The 17,182-nt window shown below is 72.0% G+C and carries 17 protein-coding genes and 3 pseudogenes; 3 read left to right on the top strand and 17 right to left on the bottom strand.

The genetic code is table 11. The features are described 5' to 3' along the window. Positions 1-34 precede the first annotated feature (34 nt). The 6 genes and pseudogenes from rplI to BJF88_RS22570 all read right to left on the bottom strand — a co-directional run. A pseudogene (rplI, locus tag BJF88_RS16540) lies at positions 35-483 on the bottom strand (50S ribosomal protein L9). 17 nt (positions 484-500) lie between these two features. Continuing rightward, positions 501-737, bottom strand: coding sequence for a 30S ribosomal protein S18 (gene rpsR / locus BJF88_RS16535; protein ID WP_075829592.1), 237 nt, complete (start codon positions 735-737; stop codon positions 501-503). 90 nt (positions 738-827) lie between these two features. Next, positions 828-1,364: a single-stranded DNA-binding protein gene (locus BJF88_RS16530; protein ID WP_075829591.1), complete on the bottom strand. Its 537-nt coding sequence runs from the start codon at positions 1,362-1,364 to the stop codon at positions 828-830. A 123-nt stretch (positions 1,365-1,487) separates the two neighbouring features. After that, positions 1,488-1,778, bottom strand: coding sequence for a 30S ribosomal protein S6 (rpsF, locus tag BJF88_RS16525; protein ID WP_187346243.1), 291 nt, complete (start codon positions 1,776-1,778; stop codon positions 1,488-1,490). 177 nt (positions 1,779-1,955) lie between these two features. Beyond that, the gene (locus BJF88_RS22575; RefSeq protein ID WP_255372131.1) at positions 1,956-2,288 is read right to left on the bottom strand and encodes a PASTA domain-containing protein; all 333 of its coding nucleotides are present in this window, start codon (positions 2,286-2,288) and stop codon (positions 1,956-1,958) included. 355 nt (positions 2,289-2,643) lie between these two features. Further along, a pseudogene (locus tag BJF88_RS22570) lies at positions 2,644-4,099 on the bottom strand (transglycosylase domain-containing protein); the annotation flags it as partial. Positions 4,100-4,806: 707 nt separating this feature from the next. Here BJF88_RS22570 and BJF88_RS16515 point away from each other — a divergent pair. From BJF88_RS16515 to BJF88_RS16505, 3 genes are all read left to right on the top strand, one after another. Further along, positions 4,807-5,496 (top strand): PadR family transcriptional regulator, encoded by a 690-nt coding sequence (locus BJF88_RS16515; protein ID WP_139316123.1) that lies wholly within the window; start codon positions 4,807-4,809, stop codon positions 5,494-5,496. Beyond that, complete coding sequence (locus BJF88_RS16510; protein WP_075829590.1) at positions 5,493-6,584, top strand: inositol-3-phosphate synthase; 1,092 nt, start codon at positions 5,493-5,495, stop codon at positions 6,582-6,584. Before BJF88_RS16515 ends, BJF88_RS16510 begins: the two co-directional genes overlap by 4 nt. A gap of 500 nt (positions 6,585-7,084) precedes the next feature. After that, complete coding sequence (locus BJF88_RS16505; RefSeq protein ID WP_075829589.1) at positions 7,085-8,365, top strand: MFS transporter; 1,281 nt, start codon at positions 7,085-7,087, stop codon at positions 8,363-8,365. A gap of 110 nt (positions 8,366-8,475) precedes the next feature. Here BJF88_RS16505 and BJF88_RS16500 read toward each other — a convergent pair whose 3' ends face one another. The 11 genes and pseudogenes from BJF88_RS16500 to BJF88_RS20595 form a co-directional block, all read right to left on the bottom strand. Next, positions 8,476-9,420: a formylglycine-generating enzyme family protein gene (locus BJF88_RS16500; RefSeq protein ID WP_075829588.1), complete on the bottom strand. Its 945-nt coding sequence runs from the start codon at positions 9,418-9,420 to the stop codon at positions 8,476-8,478. A 103-nt stretch (positions 9,421-9,523) separates the two neighbouring features. Further along, on the bottom strand, positions 9,524-9,799 hold the full coding sequence (locus BJF88_RS16495; protein ID WP_075829587.1) for a DUF202 domain-containing protein: 276 nt from the start codon (positions 9,797-9,799) through the stop codon (positions 9,524-9,526). After that, positions 9,796-10,158: a YidH family protein gene (locus BJF88_RS16490; protein ID WP_075829586.1), complete on the bottom strand. Its 363-nt coding sequence runs from the start codon at positions 10,156-10,158 to the stop codon at positions 9,796-9,798. The genes BJF88_RS16495 and BJF88_RS16490 overlap by 4 nt, the downstream gene beginning before the upstream one ends. Further along, positions 10,155-11,324: a sulfatase/phosphatase domain-containing protein gene (locus BJF88_RS16485; RefSeq protein ID WP_255372120.1), complete on the bottom strand. Its 1,170-nt coding sequence runs from the start codon at positions 11,322-11,324 to the stop codon at positions 10,155-10,157. Before BJF88_RS16485 ends, BJF88_RS16490 begins: the two co-directional genes overlap by 4 nt. Before the next feature lie 44 nt (positions 11,325-11,368). After that, positions 11,369-11,623 (bottom strand): annotated as a pseudogene (locus BJF88_RS22565) (sulfatase-like hydrolase/transferase); the annotation flags it as partial. Continuing rightward, a complete protein-coding gene (locus BJF88_RS16480) occupies positions 11,620-13,158 on the bottom strand; it encodes a sulfatase-like hydrolase/transferase (protein WP_075829585.1) in 1,539 nt (512 codons plus the stop codon). The pseudogene BJF88_RS22565 and the gene BJF88_RS16480, both read right to left, overlap by 4 nt. Positions 13,159-13,165: 7 nt before the next feature. Continuing rightward, positions 13,166-14,137, bottom strand: a complete 972-nt coding sequence (locus BJF88_RS16475) for an aliphatic sulfonate ABC transporter substrate-binding protein (RefSeq protein ID WP_075829638.1) — start codon at positions 14,135-14,137, stop codon at positions 13,166-13,168. A gap of 77 nt (positions 14,138-14,214) precedes the next feature. Then, positions 14,215-15,042 (bottom strand): ABC transporter ATP-binding protein, encoded by an 828-nt coding sequence (locus BJF88_RS16470; protein ID WP_075829584.1) that lies wholly within the window; start codon positions 15,040-15,042, stop codon positions 14,215-14,217. Further along, a complete protein-coding gene (locus tag BJF88_RS16465; protein WP_255372119.1) occupies positions 15,039-15,941 on the bottom strand; it encodes an ABC transporter permease in 903 nt (300 codons plus the stop codon). Before BJF88_RS16465 ends, BJF88_RS16470 begins: the two co-directional genes overlap by 4 nt. Then, a complete protein-coding gene (locus BJF88_RS20600; RefSeq protein ID WP_222844035.1) occupies positions 15,938-16,465 on the bottom strand; it encodes an ROK family protein in 528 nt (175 codons plus the stop codon). The genes BJF88_RS16465 and BJF88_RS20600 overlap by 4 nt, the downstream gene beginning before the upstream one ends. Then, positions 16,462-16,887 (bottom strand): ROK family protein, encoded by a 426-nt coding sequence (locus BJF88_RS20595; protein ID WP_222844034.1) that lies wholly within the window; start codon positions 16,885-16,887, stop codon positions 16,462-16,464. Before BJF88_RS20595 ends, BJF88_RS20600 begins: the two co-directional genes overlap by 4 nt. Positions 16,888-17,182: the final 295 nt, after the last annotated feature.

The following is a 17,182-nucleotide window of genomic DNA, read 5'->3' as shown; positions in this document are numbered from 1 at the left end:
AGGGACCGGGCCTTCGCGGTGCTGGATCAGCAGATCAGGCAGCGACGACCTTCACCGCGACGGTCGCGGAGACCTCGGGGTGCAGGCGGACGGAGACCGTGTAGTCGCCCGTCGACTTGATCGGCTGGCCGATCTCGATCTTGCGCTTGTCGACCGAGGGGCCCTCGGCGGCGGCGACCGCGGACGCGATGTCCGCCGTCGTCACCGCGCCGAAGAGACGACCGGCGGCGCCGGCCTTCGCCTCGACGACGACCGGCTTCGACTGCAGCGAGTCGCGGATCGCCTTCGCGTCGTCGAGCGACGCGATCTCGCGGGCCTTGCGCGCCTTGCGGATCGCGGAGACCTGCGACTCGGCGCCCTTCGACCACGGCGTGGCGAGCTTGCGCGGGACGAGGTAGTTGCGGGCGTACCCGTCCTTGACGTCGACGACGTCGCCGGGCTCACCGAGACCGGTGACTCGTGGGTCAGGATCAGCTTGGCCATGTTCTTCCCCTCCCCGCTCAGCGAGCCGTCGACGTGTACGGCAGCAGGGCCATCTCACGCGCGTTCTTCACCGCACGGGCGATCTGGCGCTGCTCCTGGACGGAGACGCCGGTCACGCGACGCGCGCGGATCTTGCCGCGGTCGGAGATGAACTTGCGCAGGAGAGCGGTGTCCTTGTAGTCGACCGTCTCGATCTTCGCCGTCTTCAGCGGGTTGGACTTCTTCTTGGGCTTGCGCACCACAGGCTTGGCCATGGTGGGTGCTCCTTCTCAGGTGCGGTCCCCGCCCGGGCCGCGGACGCGGCGTCGGTCAGGGACGAGGGATGTTCTGGGTGTGGCGTCCGGTCAGAACGGGGGCTCGTCGGAGAACGAGCCGCCGGACGACGCCGGGCCGGCCGTGGCCCACGGGTCGTCGTTCTGCTGACCGCCGCCGGAAGCGCCGAATCCACCGCCGGAGGCGTTGCCGCCTCCACCGAAGCCGCCACCGCCGCCGAAGCCGCCGCCACCGCCGCCCGAGCGCTGGGCCCGGGTGACCTTCGCGGAGGCGTAGCGCAGGGAAGGACCGATCTCGTCCACCTGCAGCTCGACGACGGTGCGCTTCTCCCCCTCACGGGTCTCGTACGAGCGCTGGACGAGACGGCCCTGCACGATGACGCGCATGCCCTTCGTCAGCGACTCGGCCACGTTCTCCGCGGCCTCGCGCCAGATCGAGCAGCGCATGAACAGGGTCTCCCCGTCCTTCCACTCGTTCGCCTGGCGGTCGAAGGTCCGCGGCGTCGACGCCACCGTGAAGTTGGCCACCGCCGCACCCGCAGGGGTGAAGCGCAGCTCCGGGTCGCCCGTGAGGTTCCCGATCACCGTGATGACGGTGTCACCTGCCATGGCCAGCTCCTTCGTGTCTCGTCGTCGTCCGTGTCGGCGGCCCATCCCATCACGTGGCGCCCACACGCGCGAGGCGTGGGGCGGACCCGTGGAGGACGAGCCGCGAGGGGGTGCGGGGGAAGGTCAGCGAGCGTCCGTGCGCAGGATCTTGGTGCGCAGCACGGCCTCGTTCAGGCCGAGCTGACGGTCCAGCTCCTTGGCGGTGTCGGACGTCGACGTGAAGTCCACGACCGCGTAGATGCCCTCGGACTTCTTGTCGATGTCGTACGCCAGGCGGCGACGACCCCAGATGTCCACCTTGTCGACGGAACCGCCGTCGGTCTTGATGACCGACAGGTACTTGTCGAGCGACGGGCCGACGGTGCGCTCCTCGACCTCCGGGTCGAGGATGATCATCAGTTCGTACTGACGCATGCGGATAACCCACCTCCTCTGGTCTTCACGGTCACGGTCCATCCGTGACAGGAGGGTTCATGCAGTCCTGCTGTCGCGACGTAGCCGCGGACAGCAGCTCCCCAGGGTACCCGTACCGGGCGCGGGCCTGGAAATCCGTGGCGGGGGAAAGTCCCCGGCGCAGGCGGTGCCGGTCGGTCAGCCCCCGGAGCCACCGCCACGATTGTTGTTGCCGCCCTGGTTCGTGCCGCCCGGAGTCGTCGGCTGGGTGGTCGGAGGTGGCGACTGCCCCGGGTCCGGATCCTCCGGGTTCTCCGGGTCCTCCGGCTCCTCGGGCTCCTCCGGCTCCTGGTTCGCCGGGTCCGGGCCCTTGGAGACGACGAGCGCGATCGTCGAGCCCGGGGGCACCTGCGCGCCCGCCGAGCCGGAGCTGATCACGATCCCGCGCGGCACCGTGTCGGAGAACTCCTCGGTGACGTTCGCCTTGAGACCGAGCGCCTGCAGGGCCGCCCGCGCGTCCTGCTGCGACATGCCCGCCAGGTTGCCCGGCACGGAGACGTTCTCGGGCTCCTCGACCTCGGGCTCCTCGGTCTCCTCCTCCGTGGGCTCCTCCGTAGGCTCCTCGGTCGGCGTCTCCGTCGGCTGGGGCTTGCGCGGCGGCGTGTACTCCGGGAACTCCTCCACGGGCATGCCTTCCATCGCGGCCTGCATGTACGTGGTCCAGCCTGCACGGGCCATGTGCCGCCGTGATCGCGTCCCACTCGCCGAAGGGCGTGATCTGCTCCTGCTCGCCGTTCGGACCGGACTGGTAGAGGCCGACGACGGTCGCGAGCTGCGGCGTGAAGCCCGCGAACCAGGCCGACCGGTTGTCGTTCGACGTTCCCGTCTTACCGGCGACGGGACGGTTCAGCGCCTGGGCCGGCGCGCCGGACCCACCCGGCGCCTCGACGACCTGCGTCATGGCGTAGGTCGCCCCGGCGATGACGTCCGGCTCGAACTCCTGGGTCCGACGGTCGGCGCCAGGGGCCTGCCAGACGAGGTTCCCGCGCGCGTCCTTGACCTCCGCGACGATGTGCGGCGTGGCCCGCATCCCCTGCGCGGCGAGCGTCGCATAGGCGTTGGCGAGCTCGAGCGGGGTCACCGTCGCGGTGCCCAGCACGTTCGCCGGGTTGGCACCCACGTCCTCCGCGTCGATGCCGGCCCGCGCAGCGACGTCGGCGGTCTTCTCCGGGCCGATCTCCACGTTGAGCTCGGCATAGACCGTGTTGATCGACTTGGCAGTCGCCTCGACGAGGTCGGTGCTGCCGTAGCTGTACCCCCCGAAGTTCACGACCGGCTTGTCGAAGCCGGGCACCTCGAGATCGTTGTTGCCGTTGAACCGCTCGTCGAGCGTGTGGTCGGACTCCAGGGCGCCGATGAGCGTGAACGGCTTGAAGGTCGAGCCGCCCTGGGCCGCACCGCGGGTGGCGTTGTTGTACTGGTTGGCGAGGTAGTCGGCACCGCCGTACATCGCGCGGACGGACCCGTCGGCCGGGTCGATCGACACCAGCGCCTGACGCAGGTTCGGAGCAGCGTCCTCGGGGATCGTCTGCATGGCCGCGACCGCGGCGTCCTGCATCGCCTTGTCGACCGTCGTCGTCACCGTCAGACCGCGTGTCTGCAGCTCGTCGGACGTGATGCCCGCGTCGCGCTCGAGCTCCTTCTCCACCGTGTCGAGCAGGTAGCCCGTGGCGCCGGCGTACTTGTTCGACTTCACGTACTCGACCGGCTGCGGCATGCCGGCGGCGACCGCGGCGTCGTGGTCGGCCTGCGTGATGTGGCCGTCCTCGAGCATGAGGTTCAGCGTGCGCTCCCAGCGCTGCTGCGCCTGCTCCGGGCTGTTCGCCGGGTCCCAGTTGGTCGGGTTGGGGATGATGCCCGCGATGACGGCCGACTCCGACAGCGTGAGCTCGGCAGCCGGCTTGGCGTAGTACTTCTGCGCCGCCGCCTCGATGCCGTAGCGCCGCGCCCGAAGTAGATGGTGTTGAGGTAGTTGCCGAGGATCTCGGACTTCTCCTGCTGCTGCGTGATCTTCAGCGCGAGGATCGCCTCGCGGGCCTTGCCCGCGTAGTCCGTGACGGTGTCGGTGTAGTACCGCTCGACGTACTGCTGCGTCAGCGTGGACGCGCCCTGGCGGCCGCCGCCCCGGACGTGTTGTAGAAGGCGCGGGCGATGCCCTTGACGTCGACGCCGGAGTTGGTCCAGAACGTGCGGTCCTCGGACGCGACGACCGCGTTGCCCACGTACTCGGGCAGGGTCGCGTAGTCGACGATCTCGCGGTTCTCGACGGCGTAGGTGCCCATCTGCGTCGCCCCGTCGCCCCAGTAGACGGTCGACGTCTGCGCGTCGACGCTCGGGAGCTCGTCCGGGACCTCGGTCGTGAACCACGCGGCGGCGCCGACGCCCGCCACGAGCGCGATGCCGGTGAGCATCGTGCCGACCACGACGCGCCACGACGGGAGCCAGCGGCGGAATCCCGAGACGTGCGAGCGCGGGTAGTTGAAGAAGCGACGGCGGCCGCGCGGTCGCGCGGTCGTCCGGCCCTTCCTGCTCGTGGTTCGCGCCACGGTCTGCCTTCCTCTGGGGGACGTTCGGGAGCGGCGCCGGGGCGCCCCTCGGGTCCTATGCATGCCGTGCCGCAGAGCCGGGCCACCGGACGGCGCACGCCCGCTCCGGGAGCGAGGGGACGTCGTCGGGCACGAGGCAGGCAGGGAGCGGGCACGCACGCACAGGACCGGCCACCCTGAACAATAGGACGTCGCCCTCGCCGGGCAAGGACCGTGCGGCACGACGGCGCGATCGTCCGCCAACGATTCGCCCCGGCCGCCCGGGCCCTCCGCCGCTCCTTCACAAGTCGGCGCGCCCCCGTGACCGCCGTCACGCCGCGCGCCGAGCGTTGCGCGACACATCGACACGACCTAACCTACCGATGTATCGACTCGATACATCGACTTTCCTCCCGGTCGTCGGGCGGGCGAGGACGACGACGCGACGGGCGGAGGTGAGGATCGTGCGCAGCAAGACACCCGTGCTCCAGACGGCGATCCTGGGCCTCCTCAACGACGCGCCGCTGCACGGCTACGAGCTGCGCAAGCGCCTCAACCTCATGCTCGGCTCGTTCCGCGCGCTGTCCTACGGGTCGCTGTACCCGGCGCTCAAGACGCTCGTCGCCCGTGGCCTCATCACGGGCACGGAGCAGACCGCCGCCCCGGCGGCGCTGGCGCCGGCCCTGTCGGGCAAGCGGGCGCGCATCGTCTACGAGCTGACGGCCGACGGCAAGGAACACCTCCAGAGCGTGCTGGCCTCCTCGGGCCCGGCCGCGTGGGAGGACGAGAGCTTCGACGTCCGGTTCGCGTTCTTCGCGCAGACCGACGCCGAGACCCGCATCCGCATCCTCGAGGGCCGGCGCACCCGGCTCACGGAGAGGCTGGAGGCGGTCAGGGAGTCCGCGGCCCGCACCCGCGAGCGGCTCGACGAGTACACGCTCGAGCTGCAGCGCCACGGACTCGAGCAGGTCGAGCGCGAGGTGCGCTGGCTCGACGGTCTCATCACCACCGAGCGCGACCGCTCCTTCGGAACACCCCGGAGCGGCCGCGTACGACCCAGCAGCACCCCGCACCCTGCGGAAACACCCGGTCAGGAGCCCGGCGCTCGTCGCCCCGAGGATCCTGGAACTTCGATCACCAAGGAGCGAGGATGACCTCCATCCGCGTCGCCATCGTCGGCGTAGGGAACTGCGCATCGTCCCTCGTCCAGGGCGTGCACTACTACCGTGACGCCGACCCGGCGGACACCGTCCCCGGCCTCATGCACGTGCAGTTCGGCGACTACCACGTGTCGAGCCTGGACTTCGTGGCGGCGTTCGACGTCGACGCGAAGAAGGTCGGCTTCGACCTCGCCGAGGCGATCAACGCGTCCGAGAACAACACCATCAAGATCGCGGACGTCCCGCCGACCGGCGTGACCGTCCAGCGCGGCCCGACGCTCGACGGCGTCGGCAAGTACTACGCGCAGACGATCGAGGAGTCGGACGCGGAGCCGGTCGACGTCGTCGCGACGCTGCGCGAGGCGCAGGTCGACGTGCTCGTCTGCTACCTGCCGGTGGGCTCGGAGGAGGCCGCGAAGTTCTACGCGCAGGCCGCGATCGACGCGGGCGTCGCGTTCGTCAACGCGCTCCCCGTCTTCATCGCGTCCGACCCGGAGTGGGCCGCGAAGTTCGAGCAGGCCGGCGTCCCGATCGTCGGCGACGACATCAAGTCGCAGGTCGGCGCGACGATCACGCACCGCGTGCTCGCTAAGCTGTTCGAGGACCGCGGCGTCATCCTCGACCGCACGTACCAGCTCAACGTCGGCGGCAACATGGACTTCAAGAACATGCTCGAGCGCGAGCGCCTGGAGTCCAAGAAGATCTCCAAGACGCAGGCCGTCACGTCGAACCTCGAGGGTCCACTCGCCGGCAAGACGGACGACCGCAACGTCCACATCGGCCCGTCGGACTACGTCGCGTGGCTCGACGACCGCAAGTGGGCCTACGTGCGCCTCGAGGGCCGCGCGTTCGGCGAGGTCCCGCTGAACCTGGAGTACAAGCTCGAGGTGTGGGACTCCCCCAACTCCGCGGGCATCATCATCGACGCCGTCCGCGCCGCGAAGATCGCGAAGGACCGCGGCGTCGGCGGCCCGATCCTCTCGGCCTCGACGTACTTCATGAAGTCCCCGCCGGTCCAGATGGAGGACACGAAGGGCCGTGCTCAGCTGGAGTCCTTCATCCGCGGCGAGGTGGAGCGCTGAGCCGGAGCGCAGCGAAGGGTGAGGGCCGAGGAACGAGGCGCTCGCCCGCAGCGGAGCGCAGCGGTCGGCACGACCGAGAAGGTCGAGCGCTGAGCTGAGCGGTCCAGGTAGGGCCTCCCCGCGGGTGGGGCGGTCTCGGTGCTCGGGCTGCCGCGCCGTCACCACGGTCGGTCGGCCGTGGGTTCACGAGCGCGGCTCGACGCCCTTCGCATCCGAGTCCGCCCCATCCGCTCGCCGCTCGTGTCGCCCGGGTGACCGGCGCTCGGCCTCGCACGGTCGCGCTCCAGGTCGCGCCACCAGGGCGGTACCTCGCTCTGCCCCGCCACTGGTGAGCGCCGATCGAGGTGAGGCGATGCAGGGCGGGCCGTGGTGCGCCGCGTCGTGGCGGGTCTGGCGGGAGCCGCGAGGCACGAGCGGCGGATGGTAGACGCGGCGCACCCACCCGGGCCGACCACCCAGGGCGACCGTACGCCCGTCAGCCAGAAAAGTAGGGTGAACGCGTGGGCGTGATCTCCGAGCTGCGGGCGTTGCTGCGCCTGAGCGGCTTCCGTCGTCTGTTCGCCGTGCGGCTGGTGTCGCAGGCGGGCGACGGCATGTTCCAGGTCGGTCTCGCGTCGCTGCTGTTCTTCTCCCCGGAGGCGCAGGGCTCGGCGGCGGCGATCGCGGGCGCGTTCGCGGTGATGCTGGCGCCGTTCACGATCGTGGGCCCGTTCGCGGGCGTGTTCCTCGACCGGTGGCAGCGGCGGCAGGTGCTGCTGTGGGGCAACGCGGTGCGGGTCGTCCTCACGCTGGGCATGGCGGCGCTGATGCTGTCCGGGGGCGTCGGCGCGGGCATCTACGCGCTGGGGCTCGCGGCGCTGTCGGTGAACCGCTTCCTGCTCGCGGGGCTGTCGGCAGGCCTGCCGCGTGTCGTCGACGGTCCGCTCCTGCTGACCGCGAACTCGCTCACCCCGACGCTCGGGGCGGGGGCGGCGTTCGTGGGCGGCGGCATCGGGTTCGTCCTGAGCCTCGCGTTCGAGCCGGGCCGGGTCAAGGACTCCTCCGCGCTGGTGTGCGCGGCGCTGGTGTTCGGCGTCGCGTCGCTCCTGGCGCTGCGGCTCGGGCGCACGCAGCTCGGCCCGGAGCGGCCGGAGCGGGGCGCGGTGACGAGCCAGATCGCCGAGGTCGCCCGTGGCCTGGCCGACGGCGCGCGCTACCTCGTCGCCCGCCGCACCCCGGGCCAGGCGCTGCTGGCGATGGCGACGCACCGGTTCCTGTACGGGGTCGTGTTCATCGCGTCGATCCTCATCGCGCGCAACCTCCTCGAGCCGGGGAACCCGGACGCGGGCCTCGCGACGTTCGGCGTCGTCGTCGGGCTCACGGGCGTGGGTGGCGCGGGTGCCGTCCTGCTCACCCCGACGCTCTCGCGCTACACGGGCCCGCAGGCGTGGATCGCGATCATGCTGGTGCTCGCCGCGGCGAGCCAGCTGCTGCTGCTCACGACGCCGTCGCGCGCCGTGGTCTACACGGGTGCCGCGCTGCTGGGGCTGGCGGCGCAGGGCACGAAGATCGCGGTCGACACGATCGTGCAACGCGACACCGAGGACGGCTTCCGCGGGCGCGCGTTCGCGTTCTACGACGTCCTGTACAACGCGGCGTTCGTGGGCGCGGCGGCTCTCGCGGCGTTCACGCTGCCCGACACGGGCTGGTCGAGGCCGGTGTTCGTCGCGCTCGCCGTGGCGTACGCGCTCGCCGCGCTCCTGCTGTGGACGCGCGGCGCGCGGACGCGGCCGACGCCGTGACGCTGCGCGAGGACGTGGAGCCGGACCGGGGCGAGCTGGGCGGCGCAGGGACCGGTCCCGTCGAGCCCGCCGCGAGCGAGGGCAGCCCTCGGGGCTGACGGGCACCGGGGTCAGCGCGCGCAGCGGAAGCCGATGTGCGTCGTCGACGAGTCCGGCGTCTGCGGCGAGCGGGCCGCCGGGCGGTACCGCAGGCAGTACTCGGGCGCGCACAGGTGCGACCCGCCCTTGAGCACCAGACGCTCGGGCGGCGCCTGCGCGTCGGCGCGCTCCCGCGCGTCGGACGGGCCGCACCCGCACGTGCACGCGTGCTCCGGCTCGGTCGTCAGGAGGTCGGGGCGGCGGTGCCCGTCGGTCCAGGGGTCGGTCGTCCACTCCCAGACGTTGCCGGCCATGTCGAGCAGCCCGAACTCGTTGGGCGGGAACGAGCCGACGGGCGCGGTGCCGACCCAGCGGCCGGAGCCGGCGCCGGTGTTGAGGTACGGGAACCGGCCCTGCCACGTGTTGGCGCGCGTGCCGTCCTGCGCCTCGCCGCCCCACGTGTACGTCGCGCCGTCCAGGCCGCCGCGCGCCGCGATCTCCCACTCGGCCTCCGTCGGCAGCCGCAGCCCCGCCCAGGCCGCGTAGGCGCCGGCGTCCTCGAACGACACCTGGACGACCGGGTGGTCCTCCTTCCCCTCCAGCGACGATCCCGGACCGGCGGGGTGCCGCCACGACGCACCCGGCTGCCACCGCCACCACTGCCGCCAGTCGCGCAGGTCGACGGGTCCCTCCGTCGGGGTGAAGACGAGCGAGCCCGGGACGAGCAGCTCGGGGTCCGCCCCCGGGAACTCGGCGGGGTCGGGTGCGCGCTCCGCCGTCGTGACGTAGCCGGTCGCGTCGACGAACCGGGCGAACTCCCGGTTGGTGACCTGGGTGCGGCCCATCTCGAAGGGCGCGACGGTCACCTCGACCACCGGGCCCTCCTCCGTGTAGAAGTGCTCCGACCCCATGCGGAACGTGCCGCCGTCGATGCGGACGAGGTCCGCCGTCGGCGAGCCGGTGACCGTGTCGCTCATCGCCCCATCCTCTCCCCCTCGGATCATCTCCCCGACCCGACCGCGGCGACACCGCCCGCGACGAACACCGCCGCGGCGAGGCCGACCACCGCGCCGGTCACGGTCAGCGCGGCGAGCGCCGTCCCGTCCACCGGTAGCTCCCCCCGTCGCGGTCAACCGGTCGGGGACGCACGATAACGCCGGGCCGCCACGACGGAGGCCGCGAGCGCCGTCCCGATCCCGACGCGCCGAGGACGACGGCGACGGGCCCCACGACGTCGGCGGCGAAGCGCACCGCCACGGCGGCGGCGACGCCGAGGGCGAGGCACGTGCGCCGCCACGCGAGGAGGGTGCGCTCGGGCTGGAGCCCGGGGTCGTACGGCGGCCCGGGTGCGGTCATGCGAGGGCGCCTGCCGCGAGCAGGAGCATCGCGACGCCGGCACCGGCGCCGACGACGACGCCGATCGACGGCCCCGGCAGGGGGCGGGCCTCGCGCAGCGCGCGCTCGGTGCGCACCCAGCCGCGCCAGGCCTGCACGAGGCCGAGCAGGCCGAGCAGCACGAACACGGCGGCGGAGGCGAGCCGGAACCGCGGGTCCACGGGGACGTCGAGCGCCTCGAGGGCCACGCCGGCGGCGAACAGCGCGAGCGCGGTCCGCAGCCAGGCGAGGTAGGTGCGCTCGTTCGCGAGGCTGAAGCGCGGGTCGGGCTCGGTCCCCACCCCGTAGACGGACCGTGGAAAGCGGCTCTCGGCGCTCATGTCCCGGTCCGGCCGGCGAGCGCGGCGATCCCCGCGGGGACGGGCTGCCCGGGGTGGGGACGGTCGTCGACGGCGGCCTGCGCGTGCCACAGGTCGACCTCGAGGCGGGCGCGGACGTCAGCGTAGGCGGGGTCGTCGGCGACGTTGTGCAGCTCCTCGGGGTCGCGCTCGAGGTCGTACAGCTCCCACTCCCCCGGGTAGGTGAAGGGGCCGGTGCCGGCGAGGCCGGTGCCGTCGTTGTAGAAGTAGACGATCTTGTAGCGGTCGTCGCGGTACCCGTAGTGCGCGGGCGCCTTGTGGAAGACGTCGTCGTGCTCCCAGTACCGGTAGTAGAACCCTCTCGCGGGCGGGTCGGGGGGCGGGTCGGCGTGGTCGCCGGTCCCGTGGTGCCCGGCGAGCTCCGGCCAGAACGAGCGGCCCTGCATCCGCGGGTGCGGCTCGACGCCGGCGGCGTCGAGGATCGTGCGGGCGAGGTCGACGTTGGTGACGATCCCGTCGTGCACGCGGCCGCCGTCGAGCGCCCGCGGGTAGGACAGCAGGAACGGCATGCGGATCGACTCCTCGTACATGAACCGCTTGTCGAACCAGCCGTGGTCGCCGAGGAAGAACCCCTGGTCGGAGGAGTACAGCAGGAGCGTGTCGTCGAGCTCGCCGCGCTCGCGCAGGGCGGCGGTGAGCCGCCCGACGTTGTCGTCGACGGACGCGACGCAGCGCAGGTAGTCCTCCATGTAGCGCTGGTACTTCCACAGGGCGAGCTCGTCGTAGGTCAGGCCGGGCGGCGGGTCGACCTTGAGGTCCTCGGCGGTGAGGTGCTCGGCGATCCGCATCGCCGCGCGCCGTGCCGAGGAGGTCCGGGTCGCGTAGTCGTCCGTGAACGTGGCCGGCACCGGGATCGGCTCCCGGTACAGGTCGGCGTGCGCCTCGTCGGGCTCCCACGGCCGGTGCGGCGCCTTGTGCCAGACGAGCAGGCACCACGGGTCGTCGCCCTCGAGGGAGTCGAGCCAGCGCAGCGCGAGGTCGGTGATGACGTCCGTCGCGTACCCGGCTCGGTGCGCAGGCCCATCGCCGACAGGAACGTCGGGTCGTGGTACTCCCCCTGCTCGATGAGCACGTCCCAGTAGTCGAAGCCCTCGGGGTCGTGGCCCGGCCCGTCGCCCATGTGCCACTTGCCGACGACGGCCGTGCGGTACCCGGCGGCGCGCAGCGCGGACACGAACGTGGGCTGGCTCGCGTCGATCGGCGTCTCGAGGGTCGTGACGCCGTTGACGTGGCTGTACGTCCCGGTGAGGATCGACGCGCGGCTCGGCGAGCACAGCGAGTTGGTCGCGTAGCAGCGGTCCAGCCGCCAGCCCGCCGCGCTGATCGCGTCGATGTGGGGGGTCGTGTTCACCACCGACCCGTACGCGCCGATGGCGTGCGCCGCGTGGTCGTCGGTGAGGACGAACGCGATGTTGGGCCGCCTCATGTCGCCGCCGGCTCGGCCTGGTAGGTCGTCTCGTCGAGGCCCGACTGCGTCGGGTCGTAGTCGACGTCCCCGACGTCGTACATCGTGGTCATCCAGTGGTAGAAGTTGTCGCCGCGCTCGCGCAGCAGGCGGTACAGCCGCCGCATCATGCGCGAGCGGACCTCGGTCATCTCCGGGTGCTCGTAGACGTTCATGAGCTCGTCGGGGTCCCGGTGCAGGTCGTACAGCTCGTTCGTCGAGTCGGGGTTGACCACGAGCTTGTACCGGTCCTCGCGCAGCATGCGCTGCGGGTACGGGAAGTGGTGCCCGTGGAACTCGCACACGATGTCCTCGGACCACGGCACCGACTCCCCCTGCGCCAGCGGCAGGAGGCTGCGCGAGTCCACGGCCGGTGCCGGGTCGACGCCGGCGAGCTCGAGGATCGTGGCGGTGCAGTCGAGCAGGCTCACGAACTCGGTGCGGACCTGACCCTGCGGGCCGCCGGGGACGCGGAGCAGGCCCGGGGTGCGGTAGATGTCCTCGTACATCGCGGGCCCCTTGTCGTGCAGCCGGTGCGCCCCGGTGAACTCCCCGTGGTCGCACGTGAAGAACACCGCGGTGTCGTCGACGAGGCCGAGCCGCTCGAGCGCGTCCATGACCCGCCCGATCTCCCGGTCGATGAGCGCCACGTACCCCCAGTAGACGGCGATGAGCTTGCGCGTCACCTCGATCGGCATGGTGTCGAACGTCCAGTGCGCGCTGTAGTTCTGCTGCACCGGCGGCTTGCCCGCGAAGGTCTCGGCGATGGACTTCGGCAGCTCGACGTCGGCCGGGTCGACCAGGTCGAAGTACTCGTCGGGCACGATGTAGGGCAGGTGCGGGCCGAAGAAGCTCAGCTCGAGGAAGAACGGCCGGCGGCCGCTGCGGAAGTCCTCCGCGTACCGCTCGAGCAGCTCGATGGTCCGCGTCGCGAGGTAGTGCTCGAACGTCGCCTCGACGGGCTGGTGCAGCCGGGCGGCGAGCAGGTTTCCCGGCCCGCCGTTCGGCAGCGTGCCCCGCACGCGGTCGCTGATCGCGTACGGCGGCAGGTCGTTCTCCGCCAGGTACTTCAGGTAGTCCTCGTTGTCCACGGGGTTGTGCCAGCCCGGCAGGTCCGGGCCGTCGAACCCGAAGTCGGCGGCGTTCTTCTCCGTGCCGGCGTGCCACTTGCCGACCAGCCCCGTGTTGTACCCGCGCTCGCGCAGGGCCTCCACGAACGTGAAGGTGCCCTCCGCGAGGTCCTCGCGGTACCCGACGTTGCGCTCGTGGTTTGCGAGCACCCGGTGCCGGAACGGCGCCTGCCCCGTGAGGAGGCTCGCGCGCGCCGGGGTGCAGATCGCCGTCGGCGTGTACCACCGGTCGAACCGGGTGCCCGTGCGCGCGAGCTCGTCGAGCACCGGGGTCGAGGCGTGCGGGTTGCCGTACGTGCCGAGGGTGTCGACCCGGTGCTGGTCGGTCATGAGGAACAGGACGTTCCTCGGGGCGCCCGGCGCGCCCGTCGTGGTCGTGTCGCTCATCGGGCCGTCACTCGCCTGCCTCGAGGAACAGGTCCCCCGTGTAGTACTCGGACGGGTCCACGGGGCTCTCGAGCTTGCCCGCGTCGACGAAGTAGTCGCCCATGACGGTCAGCCAGTCGTTCACCGTGCCGTCCTCGGTCATCGAGTCGATGTCCTCCAGGGACAGGATCTCGACGTTCGCGGCGTCGCCCTCGACGGCCTCGACCGCGAGGTCGTTGTACTCCGCGGTGAGCGCGACCGCGTCGTCCATGTTGTCCGCGCGGTACGCGATGGCCTCGCGCAGCACGGCGAGGACGCGCTGCACCATCTCGGGGTCCTCGGCGACGAGGTCGTTGCTCGCGACGAACGCCGTCGGGAACGCCATCGTGTCCTCGAAGTCCTTGTTGCTCGCGATCTCGACCAGGTCCGGGACCTGCTCCTTGACCGTGGCGAGCGCCGGGTACCAGAACCCGGCGCCGTCGACCTGGCCGGACGACAGGGCCGCGACGATCGCCGCCGGCTCCATCGGCACGACCTCGATGTCGTCCTTGGTCATCCCCGCCTCCTGGAGGGCGAGGGTGAGGATCATGTCGCCCGAGGTGCCCTCGGGGATCGCGACCTTCTTGCCGCGCAGGTCCTCCATGGACTCGATGCCCGGCTGGGCGACGACACGGTCGGCCTGCCCGAGCGTGTTCATCGCGACGATCTTCGCCTGGCCCGACGCGGGCAGCCAGAACGCCCCGGGGCCGATGTAGCCGAAGTCGAGGTCGCCGGTGCCCAGCGCCTGGATCTGCAGCGGGCCGTTGGTGAACGAGGGCGTGTTGATCTCGATGCCGTGCTCCTCCCACATGCCCTGGTCCTCGGCGATCGCCAGCAGGCTGGTGCCGTTGAAGTCCGGGATGTAGCCGAAGTCGACCTGGATGGTCTCCTCGGCGCTGCCGCCGTCACCGCCGGCGTCGGTGCTGGAACCACCGTCGCTCGAGCAGGCGGCGAGGGTCAGGGCGAGCGTGGAGGCGACGGCGGCGGCGCGAGGCGGGTGGTCGTGGTGCGCATGGTGGTCCTCTTCTTCGAAGGCCGTCAGGCCGTAGGGGTGGTGGACGCGTCGGCGGCGGTGCCGGGCGTCTGGTGGTAGACGGAGGTCCAGACCCGGTTCCGCAGCTCGGCGAACTCGGGGCTGAGCCGCACCTCCTCGGTGCGGGGGTAGGGCAGGTCCACGTCGATCACGTCGTAGATGCGGCCCGGGCGGGCGGCCATGACGACGACGCGGTTCGCGAGGAACACCGCTTCGTCGACGTCGTGCGTGATGAACATGACGGTGCGCTTCTCGCGGCTCCACGTCTCGAGGAGCTGCTCCTGGAGCTTGACGCGCGTGAGGGCGTCGAGGGCGCCGAACGGCTCGTCCATGAGCAGGATCGACGGGTCCACCGCGTACGCGCGGGCGATGGCGCACCGCTGCTTCATGCCACCCGAGAGCATCTTGGGCAGCGCGTCCGCGAACTGCTCGAGGCCGACGAGCCGGATGAAGTGCTCGGCGCGCTCGCGGCGCTCGGCCTTGCCGAGGCCGGCGACCTTGAGCCCGAACTCGATGTTCTTGCGCACGGTCAGCCACGGGAACAGCGCGTACTGCTGGAAGATCACGCCGCGCTCGGGACCGGGGCCGGAGACGTCGCGGCCGTCGACCCGGGCGTGGCCCGCCGTCGGCTCGTCGAGGCCCGCGAGGATGTTCATGAGGGTCGACTTGCCGCACCCGGACGGGCCCACGACCGTCACGAACTCGTTGTCCGCGATGTCCAGGGAGACGCTCTCCAGCGCGACGAACTCCTCGTTGCGCAGCTCGAACGTCCTGCGCACGCCCTGCACGGAGATCTTCGCGGTGCTGCGCGGGGTGTCGGTCGTGGTGGTCATCGTCGCTCCTGCCATCCGGTGAGCCTGGTCTCCGCGAGGAGCAGCAGCCGGTCCATCACCAGGCCGAGGACGCCGATGGCGACGATGCCGACGAAGATCGTCGCGATGTCGTAGTAGAGCTGGGCCTGCTGCATCCGGTACCCGAGACCGGCCTGCGCGGCGAGGAGCTCGGCGGCCACGAGCGTCGCCCAGGCGGACCCGAGCCCGACGCGCATGCCGACGAGGATGAACGGCGTGGACGCCGGCACGACGACGCGCAGGAAGATGCGCCCGTCCTTCGCGCCGAGGACGCGTGCGGCGTTGATGAGGGTCTTGTCGACGCCGACGACGCCCTGGTACGTCGAGATGACGCACGCCAGGAACGCCGCGAGGAAGATGACGAACACCTTCGGCAGCTCGCCGATGCCCATGAGGACGAGCACGAGCGGCAGCAGCGCCAGCGGCGGGATGGTGCGGAAGAACTGGATCCACGGCTCGAACAGCCCCCGCGCCACGGTGTACCAGCCCATGAGGAAGCCGACGGGGATCGCCGCGGCGGACCCGATGAGGAAGCCGGTGAGGACACGCCCGAGGCTCGCGAGGACGTCGCGCTGGAGGACGCCGTCCTGCCAGAGCTCGACCGCCTTGCTCACGACCTCGGGCGGGGTCGGGAACTGCAGGCCCGCCAGGGACATGGCCCACCAGATCGCGATGCCGCCGACGATCGAGACGGCGTTGAGCAGCCGCAGCTTCGTGCGGCGGTCCGTCGACCGCCGCCGGGACGGCCCGGGCGCGGAGGGGGCGGTCCCGCCGTCGGACGCCGCGGTGCCCCGCACGAGCGGCGCGGCCGAGCCCGCGGCGACGGAGCCCGACCCCGCGCCGGGGCCGTTCCGAGCCATGCTCGGCGTCGGTGTGGTCATCGTGCGCTCCTTTGCGTGTCACGCCCGCCCGAGGGGGCGGGTGCCGGGTACTCGACGAGCAGGGGGGACTGGTGGAAGACGGCGGCGAGCGCGCCCAGCGCGCCGTCGCTGTCGCGCAGGCGGCCGGCCCGCACGACCCGCGGGCCGTCCGTCGGGAGGGAGTGGAGCTCGTACCGCAGGGCCGAGGCCGCCTGCTCGACGATGACGGGGGCGACGTGCGCCACCTCGCCGCCGATGACGATCTCGTCCGGGTCGAGGGTCATGGCGGCGGCGCCGAGCACGCGCCCGAGCGTGGCCCCGACCTCGCGCAGCACCGCGTCGACGACGGGGTCCTCCCGCTCGACCGCCGCGGCGAGGTCGTCGAGCGAGACGAGCTCCGCGCCGCGGACGCGGCACGCCTCGAGGATGGCGGGCACGGACGCGACGGTCTCGAGGCACCCACGCTTGCCGCACCGGCACACGACGCCGGCGTGGTCGGCGGTCACGTGACCGAGCTCACCCGCGAACCCGCGCGCGCCGGTCACGAGGCGGCCGGCGACGACGAGACCGCCGCCGACGCGTCGGACAGGCGGACGTAGACGACGTCGCCGACGGCACCCGGCCGCGAGACGGCCTCCGCGAGCGCGGCGAGGCGCGTGTTGTTGTCGACCACCACGGACGCGTGGAAGCGCTCGGCGAAGGCGGTGTCCACGCCCTCGGGCGCGGTCCGGTGGTTCCACGTGATGCCGCGCGCGCCGGTGTACGGGCCCGGGACGCCGATGCCCACGGCCTGGAGGGCTCCGAAGTGCAGACCGTGCTCGGCACCGACCCGGTCGACGAGCTCGAACGCGAGGGCGATCCGCGCCGTCCACCTCGTGTCGTCGTCGTACCGCTGCACGCCGGAGGCGATGATCTCGTGGGAGGCGTCGGCGACGGCGACGTGCACGCGGCGGTGGCCGAAGTCCACGCCGAGGTACTGCCCCGACGCCGGGTCGAGCGCGAGACGCTCTGCCGGCCGCCCGCTCCCCCGGCGCTGCGCGGCGTCGGTGTCGACGACGACGATCGCGCCGCGCTCGAGCAGCCGGGCCGTGATCTCCGACAGCGTGGTGCGCGACAGGCCGACGTGGCGCGCCAGGTCGCGCGGCTGAGCGCGCCGGAGGTGCGCAGGGCGCTGAGCACCCGTCCTTCGTGGGTCCGTCGCACCATCGCGTGGACGCCCGTCGTCGTCGACATGAGAGAGACGGTAGGGACACCGAATTTTT

Origin of the sequence: Cellulosimicrobium sp. CUA-896, from assembly GCF_001942335.1 — a bacterium.
In the GTDB taxonomy this organism is placed as follows: Bacteria; Actinomycetota; Actinomycetes; order Actinomycetales; family Cellulomonadaceae; genus Cellulosimicrobium.
Note: the sequence above shows the minus strand (reverse complement) of the source record. Positions and strands in the feature narration are given on the sequence as shown.

Coding starts and splice junctions, on each gene's coding strand:
- BJF88_RS16480 (WP_075829585.1), bottom strand. CDS start 13,158: ATGAGCGACACGACCACGACGGGCGCGCCGGGCGCCCCGAGGAACGTC.
- BJF88_RS16465 (WP_255372119.1), bottom strand. CDS start 15,941: ATGACCACACCGACGCCGAGCATGGCTCGGAACGGCCCCGGCGCGGGG.
- BJF88_RS16530 (WP_075829591.1), bottom strand. CDS start 1,364: ATGGCAGGTGACACCGTCATCACGGTGATCGGGAACCTCACGGGCGAC.
- BJF88_RS16495 (WP_075829587.1), bottom strand. CDS start 9,799: ATGACCGCACCCGGGCCGCCGTACGACCCCGGGCTCCAGCCCGAGCGC.
- BJF88_RS22575 (WP_255372131.1), bottom strand. CDS start 2,288: ATGTCGCAGCAGGACGCGCGGGCGGCCCTGCAGGCGCTCGGTCTCAAG.
- BJF88_RS16470 (WP_075829584.1), bottom strand. CDS start 15,042: ATGACCACCACGACCGACACCCCGCGCAGCACCGCGAAGATCTCCGTG.
- BJF88_RS16500 (WP_075829588.1), bottom strand. CDS start 9,420: ATGAGCGACACGGTCACCGGCTCGCCGACGGCGGACCTCGTCCGCATC.
- BJF88_RS16510 (WP_075829590.1), top strand. CDS start 5,493: ATGACCTCCATCCGCGTCGCCATCGTCGGCGTAGGGAACTGCGCATCG.
- rpsR (WP_075829592.1), bottom strand. CDS start 737: ATGGCCAAGCCTGTGGTGCGCAAGCCCAAGAAGAAGTCCAACCCGCTG.
- BJF88_RS16490 (WP_075829586.1), bottom strand. CDS start 10,158: ATGAGCGCCGAGAGCCGCTTTCCACGGTCCGTCTACGGGGTGGGGACC.
- rpsF (WP_187346243.1), bottom strand. CDS start 1,778: ATGCGTCAGTACGAACTGATGATCATCCTCGACCCGGAGGTCGAGGAG.